Below are 18823 nucleotides of genomic sequence, written 5' to 3' on the forward strand. Positions count from 1 at the left end.
AGGCAAAAGACCAGATGAATCCTCTCCAAGGTCATCGAGGCAAGCGTTGTCCGAGATAAAAGCCCGCTGCTGCGGCGCCAAGCCCCAGCCCAAGGGTCAGCCCGATCAAACCCAATGCGGCGGGCCAATCTCCGGAGCTCAGGTGCTTCATGGCCGCCAACATCCAACTGCTGAAGGTGGTGAGCGAGCCGCAGAAGCCAATGCCCAGCAGCAACTGCCGACGAGGGGCTGCGGGAAGCCCGGCCAGCATGCCCAACAACGCGGCCCCCAGGACGTTGACCAGCAGGTTCTGATCCCCCAGATGCAAGGCCAGCTGCCAGCGCAGCAAAGCTCCGGGCACAGCACCCACACCCACGAGCAGAAGCTCCTGCAGTTCCAGTTGCAGGCTGGGGCTGTTCTCAGGCATGGGTCCCCAGTCCGTAACCAACGGCCGAGGCCAGCAAACCCGCACCGATCGAAGCCAGCGCAAGCACCAACGCCGTTAGAGCCTGCCCCGCCCGCAGCTCATTCAGCAGCTCCACGGCAAAGGTGGAAAAAGTGCTGAGGCTGCCGAAAAAACCGACACCGATCAGCAGCGCGATGCCGGTGCTGGCGTTGCAGGTTTCATTGAGGGCCAGCACCAACCCCAGGGCGAAACAGGCCACCACATTCACAAGAAAGGTGCCCCAGTGCTTCTTCGGCACCATGGGCTGAAAGTGGTTCACCACCTTTAAGCGCAGCCAGGCCCCGGGGATCGCCCCGAGACCAACCAACAGAGCCTCAGGCGCGGAGCCAGCCACGGCGTTGCTCTCCGGAGACGGTTTGCACGTGCAGCCAATCCTGGCCATCGGCGGCAGACCAACGCCGCAGAAGACGCAGGGAGGATCCCGCCTTGAGGGTGCTCAACCGTGGAGCAACCTCCAGCGGGCTGAGGTGCAGGGGCTGGTCGGTCGACGTGTGTAAGGGCCCAGACGCCTCGCGGCGACGGGGCTGCGGTTGACGCCGATCAGCACCACCGGCCGGCAAGGCCGCCGGGGCCATCAGCGCCACCCCCAGCAACCAACTCCAACGGAGAAGACCTCCCATCCGAACAGCCACCATCAAATGTCGAGGGCTGCCATGTCCAGCTCGGCGCTGTGGGTTTCGATGAATTCCCGGCGAGGAGCCACCTTGTCACCCATCAGGATCGTGAAGATGCGATCGGCCTCGAGGGCGTCTTCGATTTCGATGCGCTTCATCATCCGGGTGCTGGGATCCATGGTGGTTTCCCATAACTGCTTGGGCATCATTTCTCCGAGACCCTTGAAACGCTGAATGGTGTAGTTGGCTTTTTCACCAAACCCTTTCAATGTTTTTTGCAGATCTGATTCGTTATAACAATAGGTATGATTTTTACCGCGCTCCACTTTGTAGAGCGGTGGACAGGCAATGTAGATATAACCACCTTCAACCAATTCTTTTTGGTAGCGATAGAAAAATGTGAGGATCAAGGTGCGGATATGGGCGCCATCCACATCAGCATCGGTCATGATCACAATGCGGTGATAGCGCAGGTTCTTCACGTCGAAGTCTTCGCCCTTGATCCCCAAGCCCAAAGCGGTGATCAGCGCCTGGATCTCGGTGTTCTTATAAATCTTGGCGTCGTCGGTTTTCTCAATGTTGAGAATCTTGCCCCGCAGCGGCAGGATCGCCTGAAAGCGACGGTCCCGGCCCTGCTTGGCGGAGCCTCCAGCGGAGTCGCCCTCCACGATGTAGATCTCGGATTCGCCGGGGTCGCGGGAGCTGCAGTCGGCCAGTTTTCCGGGCAGGGTTGAGCTCTCCAGAACGCTCTTGCGGCGCACCAGTTCCCGAGCCCGGCGGGCGGCTTCAGCCGCATTAAACGCCTGGATCGCCTTCTCCAGGATCAGACCGATCACGGAAGGATTGAACTCGAGGAACTGTCCCAGCGACTCGCCCACCAGGTTGTCGACGATGCCCCGCACTTCGGTATTGCCGAGCTTGGTTTTGGTCTGACCTTCAAATTCCGGTTCCGGCACCTTCACCGAGAGAACCGCAGTGAGGCCTTCACGGATGTTCTCCCCCGCCAGGTTGGAATCCGCTTCCTTGCGTTTACCCAGCTTCTTGGCGAAGGCATTGAGGGTGCGGGTGAGCACCGTCTTGAGGCCTTCAATGTGGGTGCCCCCATCCACGGTGCGGATGTTGTTGGCAAAGCCAAGGATGCTGTCGGAGTAGGCATCGGAGCACCACTGCAGGGCCGCCTCCACCTGAACGCCATCCTTCTCCGAATTCACGTAGATGATTTCGGGGTGAAGGGCATCCTTCTCCTTGTTCATGTAGGCGACGTATTCCTTGATGCCGCCTTCATAGAAATAGATCTCCTCATGGGGCTGACCCTCCTCATCCCTGGCCGACTCCCGCTCATCACGGAAGACAATCCGAACACCGCCGTTGAGATAGGCGAGTTCCCGCAATCGGGCCGAGAGGGTGGCGTAATCGAAGACGATGCCGCCGGTGAAGATTTCAAGGTCGGGCTTGAAGCAGACGGTGGTGCCGGTCTCGCCGGACTCCGCCGATGGCTGCGACTCCGAGGCAAGCGCCCCAATGGCAGTGCCCCGCTCAAAGCGCTGGCGATGAATCTGGCCCTGGCGGCGCACCGTCACCTGCACCCATTCACTCAGGGCATTCACCACCGAGATGCCGACGCCGTGCAAACCGCCAGACACCTTGTAACCGCCGGCTCCGAATTTGCCGCCGGCATGCAACACCGTGAGCACCGTCTCCAGGGCACTCTTGCCAGTGCGGGGATGCACATCGGTGGGAATGCCACGGCCGTTGTCGCTCACCGAGGCAGAGCCGTCTTCACCCAAGACGACAACAATTTGGTCGCAATGACCGGCCAGAGCCTCATCGACCGAGTTATCCACCACCTCGTACACCAGGTGGTGCAAGCCCCGCGGCCCCGTGGTGCCGATGTACATGCCCGGGCGCTTGCGAACGGGCTCAAGCCCCTCCAGCACCTGAATTTGCTCAGCGCCGTAGGCGTTCTGGACCTTGGAAGCGTCGCTCATTCAGTAAGTCTCAAGCCAGGAAACCGGGTCATGGGCGGGCGCAACGGCTCTAAACCTCGACCTGACAATGCCAATCTACCACCGGCTGTCTATAGAGGCTTGCAGAGGCCTCTCAGCGGTCGTTCCAAGCCGGGCTGCACCCCCTAACGCTTTTGAATAGCTCCAATCCCTTGGTGATCGCCCTGCTCGGGCCCACTGCCAGCGGCAAGACCGCCCTGGCTTTGGACATCGCCGAACGGCTGGATCTGCCGGTGATCAACGTGGATTCCCGCCAGCTCTACCGGGAGATGAATGTTGGCACTGCCAAGCCGACGGCGGAGCAGCAAAAACGAGTACAGCACCATTTATTGGACCTGCGCGCACCGGACCAGCCGATCACCCTGCAGGAGTTTCAATCAGAAGCCAATCCCTGCATCAACCATGAGCTGGAGCAGCGTGGCGTGGCCCTCCTCGTGGGAGGCAGCGGCCTGTATCTCAAAGCCCTCACCTCCGGACTGCAACCTCCGGCCGTCGCCCCACAGCAGAAGCTGCGCCAACAACTGACGGCATTGGGCCAGGGCATCTGCCACCCCCTGCTGCAAGCCGCCGACCCAGACGCCGCCGCCAAAATCGCTCCAGCCGATGCCGTGCGCACCCAGCGCGCCCTGGAAGTGCTCTACGCATCCGGGCAACCGATGAGCCGACAAGCCACCGCCACACCGCCCCCCTGGAACGTTCTGGAACTGGGCCTCAATCCCGCCAATCTGCGCCAGCGGATCCAGCAACGCACCGAGCAGCTGTACCAGGACGGGCTGGTGGAGGAGACCCGGCGCCTGAGCGAGCGCTACGGCGCAGATCTGCCGCTGCTGCAGACCATCGGCTACGGCGAGGCGCTGCAGGTGATCAGCGGCAGGCTGACCAATGGAGACGCGGTGCGGATCACCAGCCAACGCACCCGCCAGTTCGCCAAACGACAACGCACCTGGTTCCGGCGTCAGCACAACCCCCACTGGCTGCCCGACCAGACAACGTTGACGGATGCGATGACGTTGATCCAGCAGCAACTAATGTGAAGGATGCAGACGTTATATCCCTCGAAATTGTCTGCACCTGTCCCCGTCACCGCCTGAATGCCCCCACGTCCCCGTTTTGACCGTCGTGCCCCGGTTCGGGAGCTGCCCAACATCAACGATCGGATCAACTACCCCCAATTGCGGGTGGTCGACTCAGACGGCGCTCAGCTGGGCGTGATCAGCCGGGAAGAAGCCCTCGACGTGGCCCGTGACCGGGAACTGGATCTGGTGCTGGTGAGCGAGAAGGCCGACCCGCCGGTCTGCCGAATCATGGACTACGGCAAGTTCAAGTTCGAACAAGAAAAGAAAGCCAAAGAGGCCAAGAAAAAGTCGCACCAGACCGAAGTTAAAGAGGTCAAGATGCGCTACAAGATCGACCAGCACGATTACGACGTGCGAATCGGTCAGGCCCAGCGCTTCCTCAAGGCTGGCGACAAGGTGAAGTGCACGGTGATCTTCCGCGGCCGGGAGATTCAGCACACGGCCCTGGCGGAAACCCTCCTGCGGCGGATGGCCAAGGATCTGGAGGAGAAGGCCGAGATCCAGCAGGCGCCCAAACGGGAGGGCCGCAACATGATCATGTTCCTCACCCCGCGCAAAACACCGCTGGTGAAGAAGGAGGAAAAGGAGCAAGCCGCCAACAAGGCCGTGCGCACGATTCCGGCACCCCCACGCCCCACCGCCGCGAAGGTGGCGAGCCCTCAGGGCTAGAGGAGAGAGTCATCGTCCAGCAGCAAGCGCCATCCCTGGGCTGAGGCCTGGGGATCAAAACTGCTGCGGGCTTCGCACATGAAGCCGTGATCGGCGCCGTCATAGCTCAGACAACGCAAACGCTCGCCAGCGGGATCGGCCTTGCGCAGGGCCGACGCAATCGTCTCGCGATCCTCCGCAGGAATCAGCGGATCGGCCGTGCCGAACACACAGGTGAGCCGTGCCTGGATCTGCGGCAGCAGGGCCAGGGAGGGTTCACCACCGCCAGGCCGCATCCGGCTGACGCCGGCGCCATAGAAATCAAAGGCCGCCGCCACGCCAGGCAGGCTGGCCGCCAAAAACGCGGCATGTCCCCCGAAGCAGAAGCCCACCAGATGAACCTCTGCCTGCGGGTGTTGATCCTGCAGCCAGGCCAGGGCCGCAGCAACATCAGCGAGGATCTGATCGCTGGTGGTGGCGTCCTTGTGGCGACGACCTTGGGCCAGATCGGACGTTTCATAGGCCAACTCCAGATTGGGGGCCGTTCGCGCAAACAAGGGCACCGCCAGGGCCGGATGGCCATGGGCGGCCAGCCGATCGGCCACGCTGCGCACCCAGGCATTCACACCGAACACCTCAGGCAGCACGATATAGACACGATGTATAGACGATTCTGTATCGATATCGTTTGCGGCAGTTTGCGGCTGTGCCCACCAGCAACGCAGTGACACATCCCCATTGGCGATCTGAAGCCAGCGGGATGACAGCGAGTTTGAAATTGTCACAGGTCCACAGGACACAGAAGCAATTGTCACCAAGGGAATCGCTCCGTATGGTGGCCGCATTCCGACCTGTCCCACCGGCGTGCGATTCCATATCCAACAGGAAAGCGACATTCCGGCATCGACGCAGCTCTACAACCAGATCTGTTTCGCCATCGCAGCGCGGCATTACCCACCGGGGCATCGACTGCCGAGTACCCGACAACTGGCAATGCAGACCGGATTGCATCGCAACACGATCAGCAAGGTTTACCGACAGCTGGAAACCGATGGCGTCGTGGAAGCCATGGCCGGCTCTGGCATCTACGTGCGCGACCAGCAGAAACCACGGGAAATCAAAACGCCACCGCACATCCGCAATCGGGGCGTCACCGATCTCGACCGTGAAGTGCGCAAGTGTGTGGATGGCCTGCTGAATGCGGGCTGCACCCTGCAGCAGACCCGGGAACTGCTGACCCGGGAGATCGACTGGCGCCTGCGCTGCGGCGCGCGCGTGCTGGTCAGCACGCCGCGGGAAGACATCGGCGCCTCGATGCTGATCGCCGAGGAACTGGAACCTTGCCTGGATGTGCCGGTGGAAGTGGTACCGCTGGAGGAACTGGAAAGCGTTCTGGAAAATTCCAGCAATGGCACAGTGGTGACTAGCCGTTATTTCCTCCAACCGGTGGAGGAGCTGGCGAAGAAACAAAGTGTTCGGGCCGTGGCCGTTGACCTCAACGACTTCCGCCAGGAGCTGGCCATGCTCAAAGAGTTGCGCCCCGGCAGCTGTGTGGGCCTGGTGAGCATCAGCCCTGGCATCCTGCGGGCAGCGGAGGTGATTCTCCACTCAATGCGGGGCAACGAATTGCTGCTGATGACCGCCACCCCAGACGTGGGCAGCCGCCTGCTGGCCCTACTGCGGGCCTCCAGTCACGTGCTCTGCGATCGCCCCAGCCTGCCTCTGGTGGAGCAGAGCCTTCGTCAGAACCGCTCCCAACTGATGCGCATGCCCCAGGTGCATTGCGCCGAGAGCTACCTCAGCACCGATACGATCGATCTACTCCGTAAGGAGATTGGCCTGCAGACCCCGGCGGCCGCCAGCTAAAACCCTGCGATGTTTGATCACATCCGTGCCGACCTCGCGATCATCCGCGAGCGTGATCCGGCTGCCCGTGGCTGGCTGGAAATTGTGTGCTGCTACCCCGGCTTCCAGGCGATCAGCCTGCATCGGATCAGCCATCGCCTCTGGAGCTGCCGTCTGCCCCTGAAGCTCGCCGCCCGCTGCCTCAGCCAGATCGGCCGTTCCCTCACCGGCATCGAAATCCACCCGGGTGCACGCATCGGCCACAGCGTGTTCATCGACCACGGCATGGGGGTGGTGATCGGCGAAACCGCTGAAATCGGCCCCCGCTGCCTGCTGTACCAGGGGGTGACCCTGGGGGGCACAGGCAAGGAGCACGGCAAACGCCATCCCACCCTGGAGGAGAACGTTGTGGTCGGAGCTGGAGCCAAGGTGCTGGGTGCCATCACCATCGGCACCAACACCCGCATCGGCGCCGGATCGGTGGTGGTGCGCGATGTGGAAAGCGACTGCACCGTTGTGGGCATTCCAGGCCGCGTGATCCACCAGAGCGGCGTACGGATCAACCCCCTGGCCCACTCCGCCCTACCGGATGCCGAAGCAAGCGTGATCCGCAACCTCATGGAGCGGATCGATGAACTGGAAAGCACCGTGGGCAACCTTCAGCGATGCTTGAGGGAAGTAGCGGAAGGCCGCGCATTGCGCGAAACATGTCGAGGTGAATCGCAAAACCTCAAAGACCGCGAGATCCTGGAATTCCTCGGAGACACCTCCGGTGATCGTTGATCACGATCTACAGCTGGTAGTTCTGCACGTCCCCAAGTGTGCGGGCACTGCACTGCGAAGAGCCTTTCTCGAGGACGGCGCTGACCGCCGAATGGAGAGCTGGTTCGACTTCAGCTATGACCCTGTACTAAAACGCCAAGTGGACCTGGCCCATCGCCCCTTGATGGATCTGCGCCACACCCGACTGTGGCGCTGGCTGCGCCGCTACCAGGTGATTGCCTGCATCCGTCATCCCTACGACCGCCTGGCCTCCGCCTGTAGGGAAAACCTGCGCCAGAAAAGCCGCGCAACCGAGGTGCAAGTGCGCAGCCAGCCGCCCACCGAAGAACAACTTCTGCATTACCTGCGACGGCTACCAGCTGCCATGGACGCCCATGACCTGCGCTGGGTGCATGGCTTTCCGATCCACTGGTTCACTCACCTCGGCAAACGCCCGATGGTGGATCAGCTGATCCGCTGCGAGCAGTTCAGCAGCGATCTCGAAGCGCTGGGGGAGTCACTCTCTCTGCCCAAGAGCCTGCGGAAGCGACTGCGCGCCGTCGGAGAAGGCGCAGGACGCCGGGAGGCAGCAAATCTCACGGCGATCCGCAACCATCCCGATCTTCAGGCGTTGGCCAATCAGCTGCACCACGAAGACTTCCCCTGTTTTCAGTACAAGCAGCAGAAGGCGGAGTACAGGGACACGGAGCTAAAACAACTGATCAATGCCTGCCTCACCATTGGCCCCTCCCATGACCTGCCGCTGACCAACCTCACGCCGGAGATGCACTGGTATTACGGACGCGTCAGCCAACGCCCAGAGCTTCGACTCAAGCCCAAACGCACGGGGAGGACCAGACGATGATGCTGGTGCTCACACTGCTCTGCCGGGATGAAGCCGACATCCTCGAGAGCATGTTGCGTTTCCATCTGGCCCAGGGGGTTGATCGGATCATCGCCACTGACAACGGCTCAATGGACGGCAGCCTGGAGATCCTGCAACGGTTCCAACGACGCGGCCAGTTGACGCTGCTGCAGGAAGCGGAACAGACCCACGATCAAGCCGTGTGGGTGACCCGGATGGCGCGGATGGCAGCAGAGATGGGGGCGGACTGGGTGATCAACAGCGATGCGGATGAGTTCTGGTGGCCGCAACAGGGCGACCTCAACTCCACCCTGGCCCAGCTCCCCGAAAGCGTTGAAGGCCTGCTGGTGGAACGCACCAACTTTCTGCCACCACCACGTAACGGCCAAGACCATCGACCCTTCTATCAGCGCCAGACCCTGCGCGAACGGATCTCCCGCAACAGCCTTGGCGTGCCCCTACCCCCCAAGCTGATTCACCGCGCCTTTCCAAGCGTCGAGATCAAGGACGGGAACCATGGCGCGAAGCTGAATGGCAGATCCATTGCGGGAATCAAGAGCACCGCGATAGAGGTCCTGCATGTGCCCATTCGCAGCTACCCACAACTCGAACGCAAAATCCGACAGGGAACGGAGGCTCTACAGCGCAACAAACGCGTTAGTGCGGGCATCGGCGACAGCTGGCGAAAGATCTACGCCAATCACCTGAGTCAGGGAACCCTGCCGGCCTATTACGACAGCCTCCGGCTCAACCCTGCCGCGATCGCAGCCCAACTGGTTCGCGGTGAGCTGATCGACGATCGGCGGCTGCTGAAAGCCCTTGGCAATCCCTTGCCCCGAGTGGCCGTAATCACGCCCTATTACAAGGAGCCACTGGCCCAGCTGCGCCAGTGCCACGACAGCGTGCTGGCCCAGAGCGAGCCCTGCCTGCATGTTCTGGTGGCCGATGGATACCCTCGCCGACGGATCAACCACTGGCGTGCCGAACACGTGCGGCTACCGCGCAGCCATCGCGACATCGGATCGACACCGCGCTTGATCGGCAGCTATCACGCCATCGGCCTGGGGGTGGATGCCGTGGCCTTCCTCGATGCCGACAACTGGTATGGCCCCGACCATATCTCCAGCCTGCTGAAAGCGATGGACGACCACCAGGCTGATTTCATTTCATCCAGCCGCACCCTCTGCCGCCTGGACGGATCGGTGATGGGACCCTGCCCCCTCACCGACCCGGATCGCTTCATCGACACCAACGCAATGCTCTTGGGCCGAGGCGCTTTCCCCCTATTGCACCAATGGGTGCTGATGCCGCCCTATGGCCACCTGATCGGCGATCGAATCATGCTGCATCACATCAAGCAGTCCGGCTTGCAGCGCCAGCACCTCGACCAGGGCTCGGTCTTTTACCGCTGCGCCAAGGGAGGGCTCTACAGACAGCTCAGGGAAGAGATTCCTGCAGGGGTGCAGGAGAGACCGGATTACGAAGCTTCGTTCCGTCAGTGGGAAGCCGATGGCTATTCGCCACTGAAGTAAAGAGATTCGCATTGTTGCCGCTGAGACCAGTGCTGCTCCGCAGGCAGCACCTTGGAACTGGAGCCAAAGCAGAGGTGGTCGCTGAGCTCCGTGACCGGTCGCACGGTAAGGGTGAGATCCCAGGCACCGCTGGCCAGCAAATCCCTCAACAGTCCTGGGCCGAAGGAGCGATAGACCTTGGTGCCGGTGCGCGCCAGAAGGGAGGCCGCAATCGATTGCCAAGCAGCTGCCAGAAGTGGGTGATTCGGTGCTGCGGCATGGATCAGACCGGTGCAGACCTTGGGGTGTTCCTGATGGGGCTTGCGCAGCAGAAGCAACGGCGCCTGGAGGTCGATCCAGTCCTCGACAGGAGTGAGGCAGGTGGTGGCGGCGTCAATCCAGAGGCCTCCCTGGGCTAGCAGCAGGGCAATGCGGAGCACATCGGCCTGCATTGCTGGCAGACGGATGTCAAGAAAGGCCTGCGCGAGGGCTGGGCCGTGGTGTTCAGCGAGAAACGCGGCGGCGCTCTCGCGAGCGAAGCGCTGGTAGCGCCAAGACGGATGCTGCTGGCGCCAGCCCTGCATCCGCTCGGCGATGGCCTCAGGGGGATCCGGCTGATCCCAGTACTGAATAAGCGACCGTCCGGCGGCCGTCATCTCTGCGCAGCCTCGGGCGCAAGGGGGTAATTGAAGCGGCGGAAGTCGTCCTCATAAAACGCCTGAATCTGGGCCAAGGCCTCGGCACTCAGCCCAGCCCCCTGGGGTGCTGACGGCTGGACTGGGCCGCTGCTGTTTCTGCGCTGCAGGAGAGCCGGATCCAGGGGCACGCCGAGCTGCTCGAACAACAGCTGCAGATCAGCATCGAAGCGTTCCTGCCGTCCGGTGATCACCCGTTCCGCCAGCGGGTTGGGCAGGGCATCCAGCCAGTGCACCATCGGCTGGAAATGGGGCAACTCGGCCGCGATCTCCGGCAGCTTGAAGCAGCACTGCTCCAGGCTGGGGGCCAACTGCTGCAACAGCTGCTGGGCCGCCCGGTCGGCGGGGAACTGCTGCTCACCGGCCTGGGCGTTGAGGCCGCCGGCACTGAAATAGCGATAGCAACTGATCAACCGGTCCACTGGATGGCGCACCATTAAAAACGCGAGCGCATATGGAGCGAGCTCCTTTGGAGCAAAGCGGCGGCGCTCCACGCGCTGTCCGTCCTGAAAACGCAGAAGGGTGTGGTGGTGGATGCAAGCGAAGCTGTTGGCTGCGGAGGCCTTGAGGATGCGGCGCACGCTGGTGCCGCCGGTCTTGGCCAGATGCACAAACAGCAGCCCGTTCATGCCGCCAACATCCAGGCAAAACGGGTGGGGGCCAGCAGGACTTCAATCTCAGCCCAGTTGCTGATCAACTGCGCCAGCGGCTCGGGGTTGATGCGCTGGAGCCGCACCTGAACAGGCTCAGGCTCCAAACCAAGGGCAGCACAGACCTGGCCATAGCCCAGCTGCGGGGAGGGCTCGATCGCGTCTTCGTAGATCAGCTCTAGCGGTGGAGGTTGCTGCTGGTCCTGGCACCACTGCTGCAACTCATCACGCAGCTGCTGGTGGGTGTGGTCGTAGCGCTCCAACCAACCCAGCAGGGAGTGGGTCTCAACCCCCTCATGGATCGCATTAGGATCAATAGTGAGTCTTCGGTTGGCGAGCTCAAGGGGTTGGGCGTCCTGCTTCTGCACGTAGACCCCACTCCGCTGGGCCATCAGGTGCGACACGAGTCGGCGCAGGCCATTGCGCCGATGAATCAACAGATGCCGCTCAAAGCCATGGCCCGCCGTCGCTGTCAGCCAGTCCTGAAACGAAGCCTGCGGGTACAGGGCGAAGTTTTGGGCCGAAAGGCATTTGATCTCGATGTTAAGCACCGGCTTCTGGGCGTTCCGCACCGCGGAAGCCAGCACCTCCTGCATCGGCGGGACCGGCCTGTCGCCCCAGCGCCGGGGCATGTAGCGAGAAAAGATCTCGTTCTGCGCCTGGATCCGACTGTGCTGGGTGAGCAACGAGCCAAGGACGCTGCTCCCGCAGCGCCCTTGGTGCCAGGTGGCCAATCCGATCATGCCTGGGCTTTGGGCTGTGTCGGCTGGAACATGAACATCGAATAGATCACGTTGCGGCGCATGTTCGTCATCATCTCAAGGAACATGTCGTAGCCCTCGTTCTTGTATTCGATCAGCGGGTCCTTCTGACCGTACCCCCGTAGGCCGACTGATTCGCGCAGGGCGTCCATGGCCTGCAGATGCTCACGCCAGAGCGTATCGATCTGCTGAAGGATGAAGAAGCGTTCTGCCTCCCGCATCAGCCCCGGACGCTGTTGCTCGATCTGCCCCTCCTTGAGGTCGTAGGCATTGCGCAGCTGCTCCTGGAGAAATGCCTTGAGCTCCTCCGTGGCCAGACCTTTCACCTGATCAGGGGTGAGATCTTCCAGCAGGTAAATGAATTCCTTCACTTTGCCCACCAATTGGTCAAGATCCCATTCCTCCGGAGGTAAATCGGGATTGACATAAGCCTCCACGATTTCGTCCATGGTGCGCTCGCCATAGCCGATTACCTGCTTTTTGAGTGCTCGCCCGTCTAGTACCCGACGTCGCTCCGAATACACCGCCCGACGCTGGTTGTTCATCACTTCGTCGTACTCAAACACTTGCTTGCGAATGTCGTAGTAGTAAGTCTCCACTTTTTTCTGTGCTCCCTCCAGGGAACGGGTGAGCATGCCGGATTCGATTGGCATGTCTTCCTCCACGCGGAAGGCATTCATCAGTCCTGCGACACGATCGCCACCGAAGATGCGCAGCAGGTTGTCGCCGAGAGACAGGAAGAAGCGGGTGGAGCCCGGGTCTCCCTGGCGGCCGGCACGGCCCCGAAGCTGGTTGTCCACCCGACGGGATTCATGCCGTTCCGTGCCGATCACGTGCAAGCCTCCGGCTTCGCGCACGTGACTTTCCTCCTGTTTGACCACCCCGTCGTATTCCCCCTTCACCAGGGTTATTGAAGAGCGCAACGCCTGGATCTGGGGATCCTCGGTGGGAGCCTTTTCTGCTGCGGTAGCGATGCGTTCCTCAAGGTCGATAACGGTGAGGGTCCTGTCGCCCCATGCCTTCACCAGATCCCGGGCCAATTGGCCTAGTGCTTGATCCGCAGTGTCTGACAACGGGCAGGGATAGAGGCTGTCGCTGCTGCGGGCCGGGGCGCTGGCCTTGGCCTCCGCAAAACCTGCGGCGGCCGTATTGCGTTGCAGCGGAACCGGCGGCCTGTGCTCCTCCTCGGGCTTCACCAGCCGGGGCATTAATACTTCCCGCAACTTGAGGCGAGCCATGTAATCACTGTTACCGCCTAGAATGATGTCGGTGCCACGCCCAGCCATGTTGGTTGCGATCGTGACGGCACCCGCACGGCCGGCCTGGGCCACGATTTCAGATTCGCGCTCAACGTTCTCTGGCTTGGCGTTGAGCAGGTTGTGCGGGATGTTTTGTTCCGCCAGTAGGGAGCTGAGTAGTTCGCTTTTCTCAACGGACGTTGTTCCCACCAACACCGGCCGACCTTGTTTGTGTATTTCGGCAGTTTCATTGGCAACGGCCCGCCACTTAGCGACCTCGGTTTTGTATACCTGGTCCGCCCAGTCCTGACGAGCACGAACTCGGTTTGTAGGAACGATTGTTGTTTCGAGTTTGTAGGTTTTTTCGAATTCCACCTCTTCCGTCTTCGCTGTACCGGTCATACCCGCCAAGCGCGGATAGAGGAGAAAGAAGTTTTGGTAAGTGATCGAGGCTAGGGTCTGGGTCTCGGCCTGAATCTGAAGCGATTCCTTGGATTCGATCGCCTGGTGTTGTCCGTCACTCCAACGGCGCCCTGGCATTACGCGGCCAGTGAATTCATCCACGATCACTGCTTCGCCATCGCGCACGATGTAGTTGACGTCTTTGACGAACAGCTCTTTGGCCTTTAGAGCATTAGTAATGTAGTGAGCCCATGGGTCCTGGGGATCGAACAGGTCCTGCACCCCAAGCATCTGTTCCGCTTTGGCAAAGCCTTCATCAGTGAGGGTGCAGCTGCGCTGCTTTTCATCCACTTCATAGTCGCCATCTGGATCAATGCCGTCCTTGCCCAGTTCAGCAGCACGCTCCAAAGCTTCAGCCACTTGCCTTGCCTGCTGGTACTTCTCCTGAGGCCGCTCAACCTGCCCCGAGATGATCAGTGGTGTGCGGGCCTCGTCGATCAGTATCGAATCCACCTCGTCGATGACGCAGTACTGGAACTCGCGTTGAACGACTTCACTAATGTCAGCGGCCATGTTGTCCCGCAGGTAATCGAAGCCCAGCTCTGAATTGGTGGCGTAGGTGATGTCACAGCCATAGTTGCGCCGTCGTTCCTCAGGCCGCATGTCCTGCTGGATCAGACCTACCGACAGGCCGAGGAAACGGTGCACCTGGCCCATCCACTCCGCATCTCGTCGGGCGAGGTAATCGTTCACAGTGACCACGTGAACACCACGGCCGGTGAGAGCGTTGAGGTAACTGGGAAGGGTGGCTACCAAAGTCTTGCCTTCACCGGTCTTCATCTCGGCAATCTGGCCCTCATGTAGCACCATGCCGCCGATAAGCTGGACATCGAAGTGGCGCATGCCCAGAACTCGCTTGCTGGCTTCGCGCACCACTGCAAAGGCCTCTGGGAGTATTTCATTAAGGATGGGTTGCTGGTTCTTAAGCTCGCCGGCGTTACTCAATCGTTCTTTGAATGCAGCAGTGCGACAACGTAGGGATTCGTCGCTGAGATGACCAATATCTTGTTCTAGCAAATTGATATCGGATAAAATAGGCTGATACCGCTTTAGCTTGCGGGCATTGGGGTCACCCAGCAGGAGCTTGAGCATGGTTGCGACGGCTATCCGAGTTGCGCATATATCCTACTTAACCAATGGAGCCAATCATGGAATCAATTCATCAGAAAATGCTTTTACCAACATTCCTTTGTGTTGGAGCTCAGAAAGCTGGTACCACAACGTTGCACCAGCTTTTGTCGAGACATCCACAAATATTTCTTCCTGACAAAAAAGAACTGCACTACTTTAGTTTAAATTTCGATAAAAATCTGAAGTGGTATGAAAAGTGGTTCTATGGATCGGAGCAGTGTATTCAGGTTGGAGAAATAACGCCTTACTATATTTTTCATCCATATGCGGCGAAAAGAATAATAGAATCTTTGGGTAGAATCAAAATAATAATATTGCTCAGAGATCCAATTAAAAGATCCATCTCACACTATTTGCATTCGTTTAAATTGGGCCATGAGACATTATCGATAGAGGGCGCTTTTGCTGCTGAGAAAGAGAGACTTGCAGAAGCTGAAATCGAGCTGAAGTCCATTTGTGGGCGTCATGTCTTCCACCAAGAATGCAGTTATATTAGTAGAAGTTTGTATAAATCTCAGGTAGAGAGATATTTGGATTTCTTTGGCGCAAGCAATGTTTTAATTATTCCAAGTGAATTCTTTTTTTCACAACCTGAAATTTATCTGGCTAAGATATTAAGCTTTCTGGGTGTTGAGCAAATTCCTATTTTAGAAAAGAGTTTATTGCATGTACATGCTAATGCCGCAAAAATTGATTTAAATGGCGAGCTGAGTAGCAAGTTTATGCGCAAGATGCGTCAGGCATTAGACGAAAGCTATTCATATGCTCAAAATAGCCTCAATTTCAAAAATGAATTGAACTGGAATTGGTGACTTAAATGCTAAAGTATTAAACATCTATTGCTTCTAAGGCTTTTTCTGCCAATTAATCGGAGAAATAAAAGACTTTCATTAACTAAAGCTTGAATTTCTTGGAATGATTTAGCTAATTGCGTAATTGGCATTCAAGATTGTTTATTTGTATTTAATCTTATGCATTGATAAGTCTAGAGAATCCGAAAATATTTGCGGCTTAAATTAATTTTCAACTCTTTCAATAGTTTAACCAGTGCTATTGGCCTAGGACCCACAAGATGTTATATTAAGCTTAATTGGCTTTAATTCATGCGAAGGCAACTTGCCGACGTTACATCCGAGTTTGTTGGCAAAAGGCACTCTCTTACATTACGCCAAACTCCTAAGTGGGCTCAGAGTCTCGTTTTGATTCTTTTGGCTTTTGGTGGATCTGCTTTAGTTGCCAGCTTTATCATCAAGATCGATGAGGTGATAACTGTTGCTGGCTCATTACGCCCGTTGGAAGGGACTACAGATGTTTTAGCACCTGTTACTGCTACTGTCGAGGAGTTAAAAGTCAAGGAAGGAGATTCTGTTGAAAAGGGTGATATAATACTTTTGTATGATGTTGAAGATGCAAAAATTAAAAAACGTGATTTAATTGAAAATATTACATCTACTCAAATGTATCTACAGAAAAACTTAGAATTAAGAAAGATCAAGCTGGATGCGTTAAAGCGAAGTTATTTGTTTTCGAGTGAAATTGCTCAACGTTACGAATATCTTTCTGAGCAGGGGGCTGCCTCAGAACTCTCTCAATTATCCCAAGAACAAAAATTAGAGGATATTAAATCTCAGATATTGCAAATTGAACAAGAGACAGAACAATTAAAACTTCAATTTAATCAGAAGATTAGATCAATGCGTTCAGATTTAGAAAGATCTCAACTGCTAATCGACAATAGTATTATCAAATCGACTCTTTCGGGAGTTGTCTTTGATTTAAATACCTCTGCTAAACAAGTTACCCCGCTTGGAAAGCCACTTATGCAATTAATCCCAAATGATGTAGCAAAGGCTGAAGTTTTTGTTAGTAATAGAGATATTGGATTTGTAGCTCTTGGTCAACCCTCTGAAGTAAAAGTGGATGCCTATCCTTTTACGAAATTTGGAGGCCTTGATGGTAATGTTACCCATATTGGAGCTGATGCACTGGAACCTGATAATACCAACCCAAGCTATAGATTCCCTGTAACTATTACTTTAGACTCATCTGTATTAATTTCCCAAGGTCGCGAGCTGCCCCTAAAGCCTGGCATGTCTGTACAAGCAAACTTGATGCTCAGACAAAAGAAATTGATTAGTCTTATAACAGATATGTTTACTAAAAATGTTGAAGGACTTAAGAGCTTGAGGGATTAAAAGAATTCTGATGAATAGCAATCAAGTACTTTTTCTCCACACCAATTATCCTGCACAATTCAGGTTTATTCTTAAGGAATACTTGGCCTTGAATTGGGATGTATACTTTGCATCTCATACTCAAAAAAATAAACCTCTATCATCCATTAATTATATCAAGCTACATTCTCCCAAAAGGAAAGGATCAAAAATTGATCATCAACAGAATATTTCAATTGCATGCTTTTACAATCTTTTAGCAGAGAAGCGCAAAGGATTAAATCCTCGTAGAATTTACGTTCATACGGGCTGGGGACTTGGTCAATTTCTTAGAGATCTATTCCCAAATTCTAAAATTATCGCCTACAATGAGTGGTGGTTTAATTTGAATTCTCATGATTATCAATTTGACTGTACTAATCAATATATAAATCATACTCTTGAAAATCGTTTACATAGTGTGCTGAGAAATCAGTCTTTCTCATTAGAATTACAACGTGCTGATGCCATTGTTTCCCCAACTTTATGGCAAAAAAAACAGCTTCCACTGTCATTACAAAGTAAATGCCACGTAATATTTGATGGCATTGATTGTAATATGTTTACTAGTGGTAAGCCAATAATTAATGATAAGAGCCTCTTGTCATCTTTGGATAAATCTAAATCCATATTAACTTATGCCACTAGAGGTTTAGAGCCGTATAGAGGTTTTCCTGAATTCGTCAGTGCTTCAGCTCTTTTTCTGAAAAAAAATATTGATTGGCAAGTGGTGATAGCTGGGAAAGATCATGTAAATTATTTTAAAAGTAAAAATGCTCCCACTGAAGGGTTTGGTGCCTTTGCGCTTGAGCAATACAAAGAAGCCAATGTTAGCGACCGTGTCAAACTATTGGGTACATTGCCGTTTATAGAGTACCGTAACTTGCTTCAGTTAAGCGATTTGCACTGTTACTTTACGCGTCCATTTGTTTTGAGTTGGAGTTTATTAGAGTCAGCATTAGTTGGTTGCCCACTATTTGCCTCAAAAACTTCTCCAGTTATTGAATTTCTAAATAATGATAAATATACAAATTTTGTAGATCATACAATGGATTCTGAATTGCTTGCTGAAGAACTAAATGGAGCGGCACTAAAAGTTAAGAGAAGTTATCCGTCAAAAGACACGATTTCTAAGTATAGAATGAATAACCTTTTAAATCGCGTCGAACGTTCTACATGTATATCTAAGCATATGAAGCTAGCTGACTCTATCGATTGAAATTATTTAACAGTTAGATAGCCACCCTTTGTATAGAATGGAAATTTACTGATTTTTGATAGCATAGACCAAACGATTGCAGAATATTTATGATTGTGGCAAGCGACTATTCCGATTTTTTGTAATGCGCCTGATTCATGATAGATAGGATAACTTCCTTGCACAGTAAATATCGAAGAAACTTGACTTACCCACCAATCGTGTGGCGCAAGCATGATATGTGCGTTTCTGCCCGAGGAAAGACGTTTAACAGCAGGTTGTAAGTCAATTTGCAGATAAATTACTTTCGTGGAAAAACTTTTTATCTCTTCCAATACAGATGAAACTGATGGGCGTTCAACATGTTCTAACACATCAAAACAAGTTACTAAATCAAAAGCTTGCTTAGGTTTTTTAGAGAACTTCTCAACTGCAGGATCATAAGCCCCAACCTTTAAGTCTGGCAAAGCTTTTTTAAGATTTTTTGGGAAGGCACCTTTTCCTGTCCCGTAATCAAGAACACTAGTGATCTGCTTCAGTTCCTGATACCTAGATATGATTTGTATAATAGATTTGTTACCAGCCCCGCCCCGGCTTCCGAAATCTGGACGGGTTGCATGTAGTTCTTGGTTGAGACGTTTTTGTTCTTCGGAAATAGTGTTTGAGGGCATGATGAATAGAAATGATGGTTTGTAAAAGTTCT

At 55.6% G+C, this 18823-nt stretch carries 19 protein-coding genes; 9 read left to right on the plus strand and 10 right to left on the minus strand.

Annotated elements, in window-relative coordinates; genetic code table 11:
* Positions 1 to 31: 31 nt before the first annotated feature.
* Genes DXY29_RS10005 through gyrB form a run of 4 tightly spaced genes read right to left on the minus strand, consistent with a single transcriptional unit; the run spans position 32 to position 3047 of the window.
* Positions 32 to 406, minus strand: a complete 375-nt coding sequence (locus tag DXY29_RS10005) for a CrcB family protein (protein WP_115024854.1) — start codon at positions 404 to 406, stop codon at positions 32 to 34.
* Complete coding sequence (locus DXY29_RS10010; protein ID WP_115024855.1) at positions 399 to 779, minus strand: CrcB family protein; 381 nt, start codon at positions 777 to 779, stop codon at positions 399 to 401. Before DXY29_RS10010 ends, DXY29_RS10005 begins: the two co-directional genes overlap by 8 nt.
* Entirely contained in the window at positions 760 to 1065 is a 306-nt protein-coding gene (locus tag DXY29_RS10015) for an SH3 domain-containing protein (protein WP_115025050.1), read from the minus strand. Before DXY29_RS10015 ends, DXY29_RS10010 begins: the two co-directional genes overlap by 20 nt.
* A 14-nt stretch (positions 1066 to 1079) precedes the next feature.
* Positions 1080 to 3047: a DNA topoisomerase (ATP-hydrolyzing) subunit B gene (gyrB, locus tag DXY29_RS10020; RefSeq protein WP_115024856.1), complete on the minus strand. Its 1968-nt coding sequence runs from the start codon at positions 3045 to 3047 to the stop codon at positions 1080 to 1082.
* Positions 3048 to 3199: 152 nt separating this feature from the next.
* Between gyrB and miaA the strand changes: the two genes are divergently transcribed.
* Entirely contained in the window at positions 3200 to 4099 is a 900-nt protein-coding gene (gene miaA, locus DXY29_RS10025; RefSeq protein ID WP_115024857.1) for a tRNA (adenosine(37)-N6)-dimethylallyltransferase MiaA, read from the plus strand.
* A 57-nt stretch (positions 4100 to 4156) separates the two neighbouring features.
* Positions 4157 to 4810, plus strand: coding sequence for a translation initiation factor IF-3 (gene infC, locus DXY29_RS10030; RefSeq protein ID WP_011363124.1), 654 nt, complete (start codon positions 4157 to 4159; stop codon positions 4808 to 4810).
* Here the strand turns inward: infC and DXY29_RS10035 are convergent.
* Entirely contained in the window at positions 4807 to 5436 is a 630-nt protein-coding gene (locus tag DXY29_RS10035) for a dienelactone hydrolase family protein (protein ID WP_371411080.1), read from the minus strand. The two genes, infC and DXY29_RS10035, sit on opposite strands and share 4 nt — an antisense overlap.
* Before the next feature lie 217 nt (positions 5437 to 5653).
* On the opposite strand from DXY29_RS10035, the gene DXY29_RS10040 reads away from it, so the two are divergent.
* From DXY29_RS10040 to DXY29_RS10055, 4 genes are read left to right on the plus strand one after another with little or no spacing between them, the layout of a single operon-like run.
* A complete protein-coding gene (locus tag DXY29_RS10040) occupies positions 5654 to 6655 on the plus strand; it encodes a GntR family transcriptional regulator (RefSeq protein ID WP_115024859.1) in 1002 nt (333 codons plus the stop codon).
* Positions 6656 to 6664: 9 nt separating this feature from the next.
* On the plus strand, positions 6665 to 7417 hold the full coding sequence (gene cysE, locus DXY29_RS10045) for a serine O-acetyltransferase (RefSeq protein ID WP_115024860.1): 753 nt from the start codon (positions 6665 to 6667) through the stop codon (positions 7415 to 7417).
* Complete coding sequence (locus DXY29_RS10050; RefSeq protein WP_170952186.1) at positions 7407 to 8261, plus strand: sulfotransferase family 2 domain-containing protein; 855 nt, start codon at positions 7407 to 7409, stop codon at positions 8259 to 8261. The genes cysE and DXY29_RS10050 overlap by 11 nt, the downstream gene beginning before the upstream one ends.
* On the plus strand, positions 8258 to 9793 hold the full coding sequence (locus DXY29_RS10055; RefSeq protein WP_115024862.1) for a glycosyltransferase: 1536 nt from the start codon (positions 8258 to 8260) through the stop codon (positions 9791 to 9793). Before DXY29_RS10050 ends, DXY29_RS10055 begins: the two co-directional genes overlap by 4 nt.
* Here the strand turns inward: DXY29_RS10055 and DXY29_RS10060 are convergent.
* The 4 genes from DXY29_RS10060 to secA are packed head-to-tail and all read right to left on the minus strand — an operon-like array spanning position 9775 to position 14670.
* A complete protein-coding gene (locus DXY29_RS10060; protein ID WP_115024863.1) occupies positions 9775 to 10428 on the minus strand; it encodes a glycosyltransferase family 32 protein in 654 nt (217 codons plus the stop codon). The two genes, DXY29_RS10055 and DXY29_RS10060, sit on opposite strands and share 19 nt — an antisense overlap.
* Positions 10425 to 11096: a sulfotransferase family 2 domain-containing protein gene (locus DXY29_RS10065; protein WP_115024864.1), complete on the minus strand. Its 672-nt coding sequence runs from the start codon at positions 11094 to 11096 to the stop codon at positions 10425 to 10427. The genes DXY29_RS10060 and DXY29_RS10065 overlap by 4 nt, the downstream gene beginning before the upstream one ends.
* On the minus strand, positions 11093 to 11851 hold the full coding sequence (locus tag DXY29_RS10070) for a Stf0 family sulfotransferase (protein WP_170952187.1): 759 nt from the start codon (positions 11849 to 11851) through the stop codon (positions 11093 to 11095). The genes DXY29_RS10065 and DXY29_RS10070 overlap by 4 nt, the downstream gene beginning before the upstream one ends.
* Positions 11852 to 11856: 5 nt before the next feature.
* The gene (secA, locus tag DXY29_RS10075) at positions 11857 to 14670 is read right to left on the minus strand and encodes a preprotein translocase subunit SecA (protein WP_115024866.1); all 2814 of its coding nucleotides are present in this window, start codon (positions 14668 to 14670) and stop codon (positions 11857 to 11859) included.
* A gap of 56 nt (positions 14671 to 14726) precedes the next feature.
* Here secA and DXY29_RS10080 point away from each other — a divergent pair, with 56 nt between their 5' ends.
* The 3 genes from DXY29_RS10080 (at position 14727) to DXY29_RS10090 (ending at position 18141) form a co-directional block, all read left to right on the plus strand.
* Positions 14727 to 15521, plus strand: coding sequence for a sulfotransferase (locus tag DXY29_RS10080; RefSeq protein ID WP_170952188.1), 795 nt, complete (start codon positions 14727 to 14729; stop codon positions 15519 to 15521).
* A 387-nt stretch (positions 15522 to 15908) separates the two neighbouring features.
* Positions 15909 to 16904 carry an HlyD family secretion protein gene (locus DXY29_RS10085; RefSeq protein ID WP_170952189.1) on the plus strand — a complete coding sequence of 332 codons (996 nt, stop codon included), beginning with the start codon at positions 15909 to 15911 and terminating at the stop codon, positions 16902 to 16904.
* A 10-nt stretch (positions 16905 to 16914) separates the two neighbouring features.
* Positions 16915 to 18141 (plus strand): glycosyltransferase, encoded by a 1227-nt coding sequence (locus DXY29_RS10090; RefSeq protein ID WP_115024869.1) that lies wholly within the window; start codon positions 16915 to 16917, stop codon positions 18139 to 18141.
* Positions 18142 to 18143: 2 nt separating this feature from the next.
* Here DXY29_RS10090 and DXY29_RS10095 read toward each other — a convergent pair whose 3' ends face one another.
* A complete protein-coding gene (locus tag DXY29_RS10095; protein WP_115024870.1) occupies positions 18144 to 18791 on the minus strand; it encodes a methyltransferase domain-containing protein in 648 nt (215 codons plus the stop codon).
* Between the last annotated feature and the right edge of the window lie 32 nt (positions 18792 to 18823).

The organism is Synechococcus sp. UW69 (assembly GCF_900474185.1).
Classification (GTDB): domain Bacteria; phylum Cyanobacteriota; class Cyanobacteriia; order PCC-6307; family Cyanobiaceae; genus Parasynechococcus.

What these genes read in the sequence shown, in the direction of transcription:
- DXY29_RS10005 (WP_115024854.1), bottom strand. Translation starts at nt 406, where the DNA reads ATGCCTGAGAACAGCCCCAGCCTGCAACTGGAACTGCAGGAGCTTCTG.
- DXY29_RS10015 (WP_115025050.1), bottom strand. Translation starts at nt 1,065, where the DNA reads ATGGGAGGTCTTCTCCGTTGGAGTTGGTTGCTGGGGGTGGCGCTGATG.
- gyrB (WP_115024856.1), bottom strand. Translation starts at nt 3,047, where the DNA reads ATGAGCGACGCTTCCAAGGTCCAGAACGCCTACGGCGCTGAGCAAATT.
- infC (WP_011363124.1), top strand. Translation starts at nt 4,157, where the DNA reads ATGCCCCCACGTCCCCGTTTTGACCGTCGTGCCCCGGTTCGGGAGCTG.
- cysE (WP_115024860.1), top strand. Translation starts at nt 6,665, where the DNA reads ATGTTTGATCACATCCGTGCCGACCTCGCGATCATCCGCGAGCGTGAT.
- DXY29_RS10055 (WP_115024862.1), top strand. Translation starts at nt 8,258, where the DNA reads ATGATGCTGGTGCTCACACTGCTCTGCCGGGATGAAGCCGACATCCTC.
- DXY29_RS10060 (WP_115024863.1), bottom strand. Translation starts at nt 10,428, where the DNA reads ATGACGGCCGCCGGACGGTCGCTTATTCAGTACTGGGATCAGCCGGAT.
- DXY29_RS10065 (WP_115024864.1), bottom strand. Translation starts at nt 11,096, where the DNA reads ATGAACGGGCTGCTGTTTGTGCATCTGGCCAAGACCGGCGGCACCAGC.
- secA (WP_115024866.1), bottom strand. Translation starts at nt 14,670, where the DNA reads ATGCTCAAGCTCCTGCTGGGTGACCCCAATGCCCGCAAGCTAAAGCGG.
- DXY29_RS10080 (WP_170952188.1), top strand. Translation starts at nt 14,727, where the DNA reads ATGGAATCAATTCATCAGAAAATGCTTTTACCAACATTCCTTTGTGTT.
- DXY29_RS10090 (WP_115024869.1), top strand. Translation starts at nt 16,915, where the DNA reads ATGAATAGCAATCAAGTACTTTTTCTCCACACCAATTATCCTGCACAA.
- DXY29_RS10095 (WP_115024870.1), bottom strand. Translation starts at nt 18,791, where the DNA reads ATGCCCTCAAACACTATTTCCGAAGAACAAAAACGTCTCAACCAAGAA.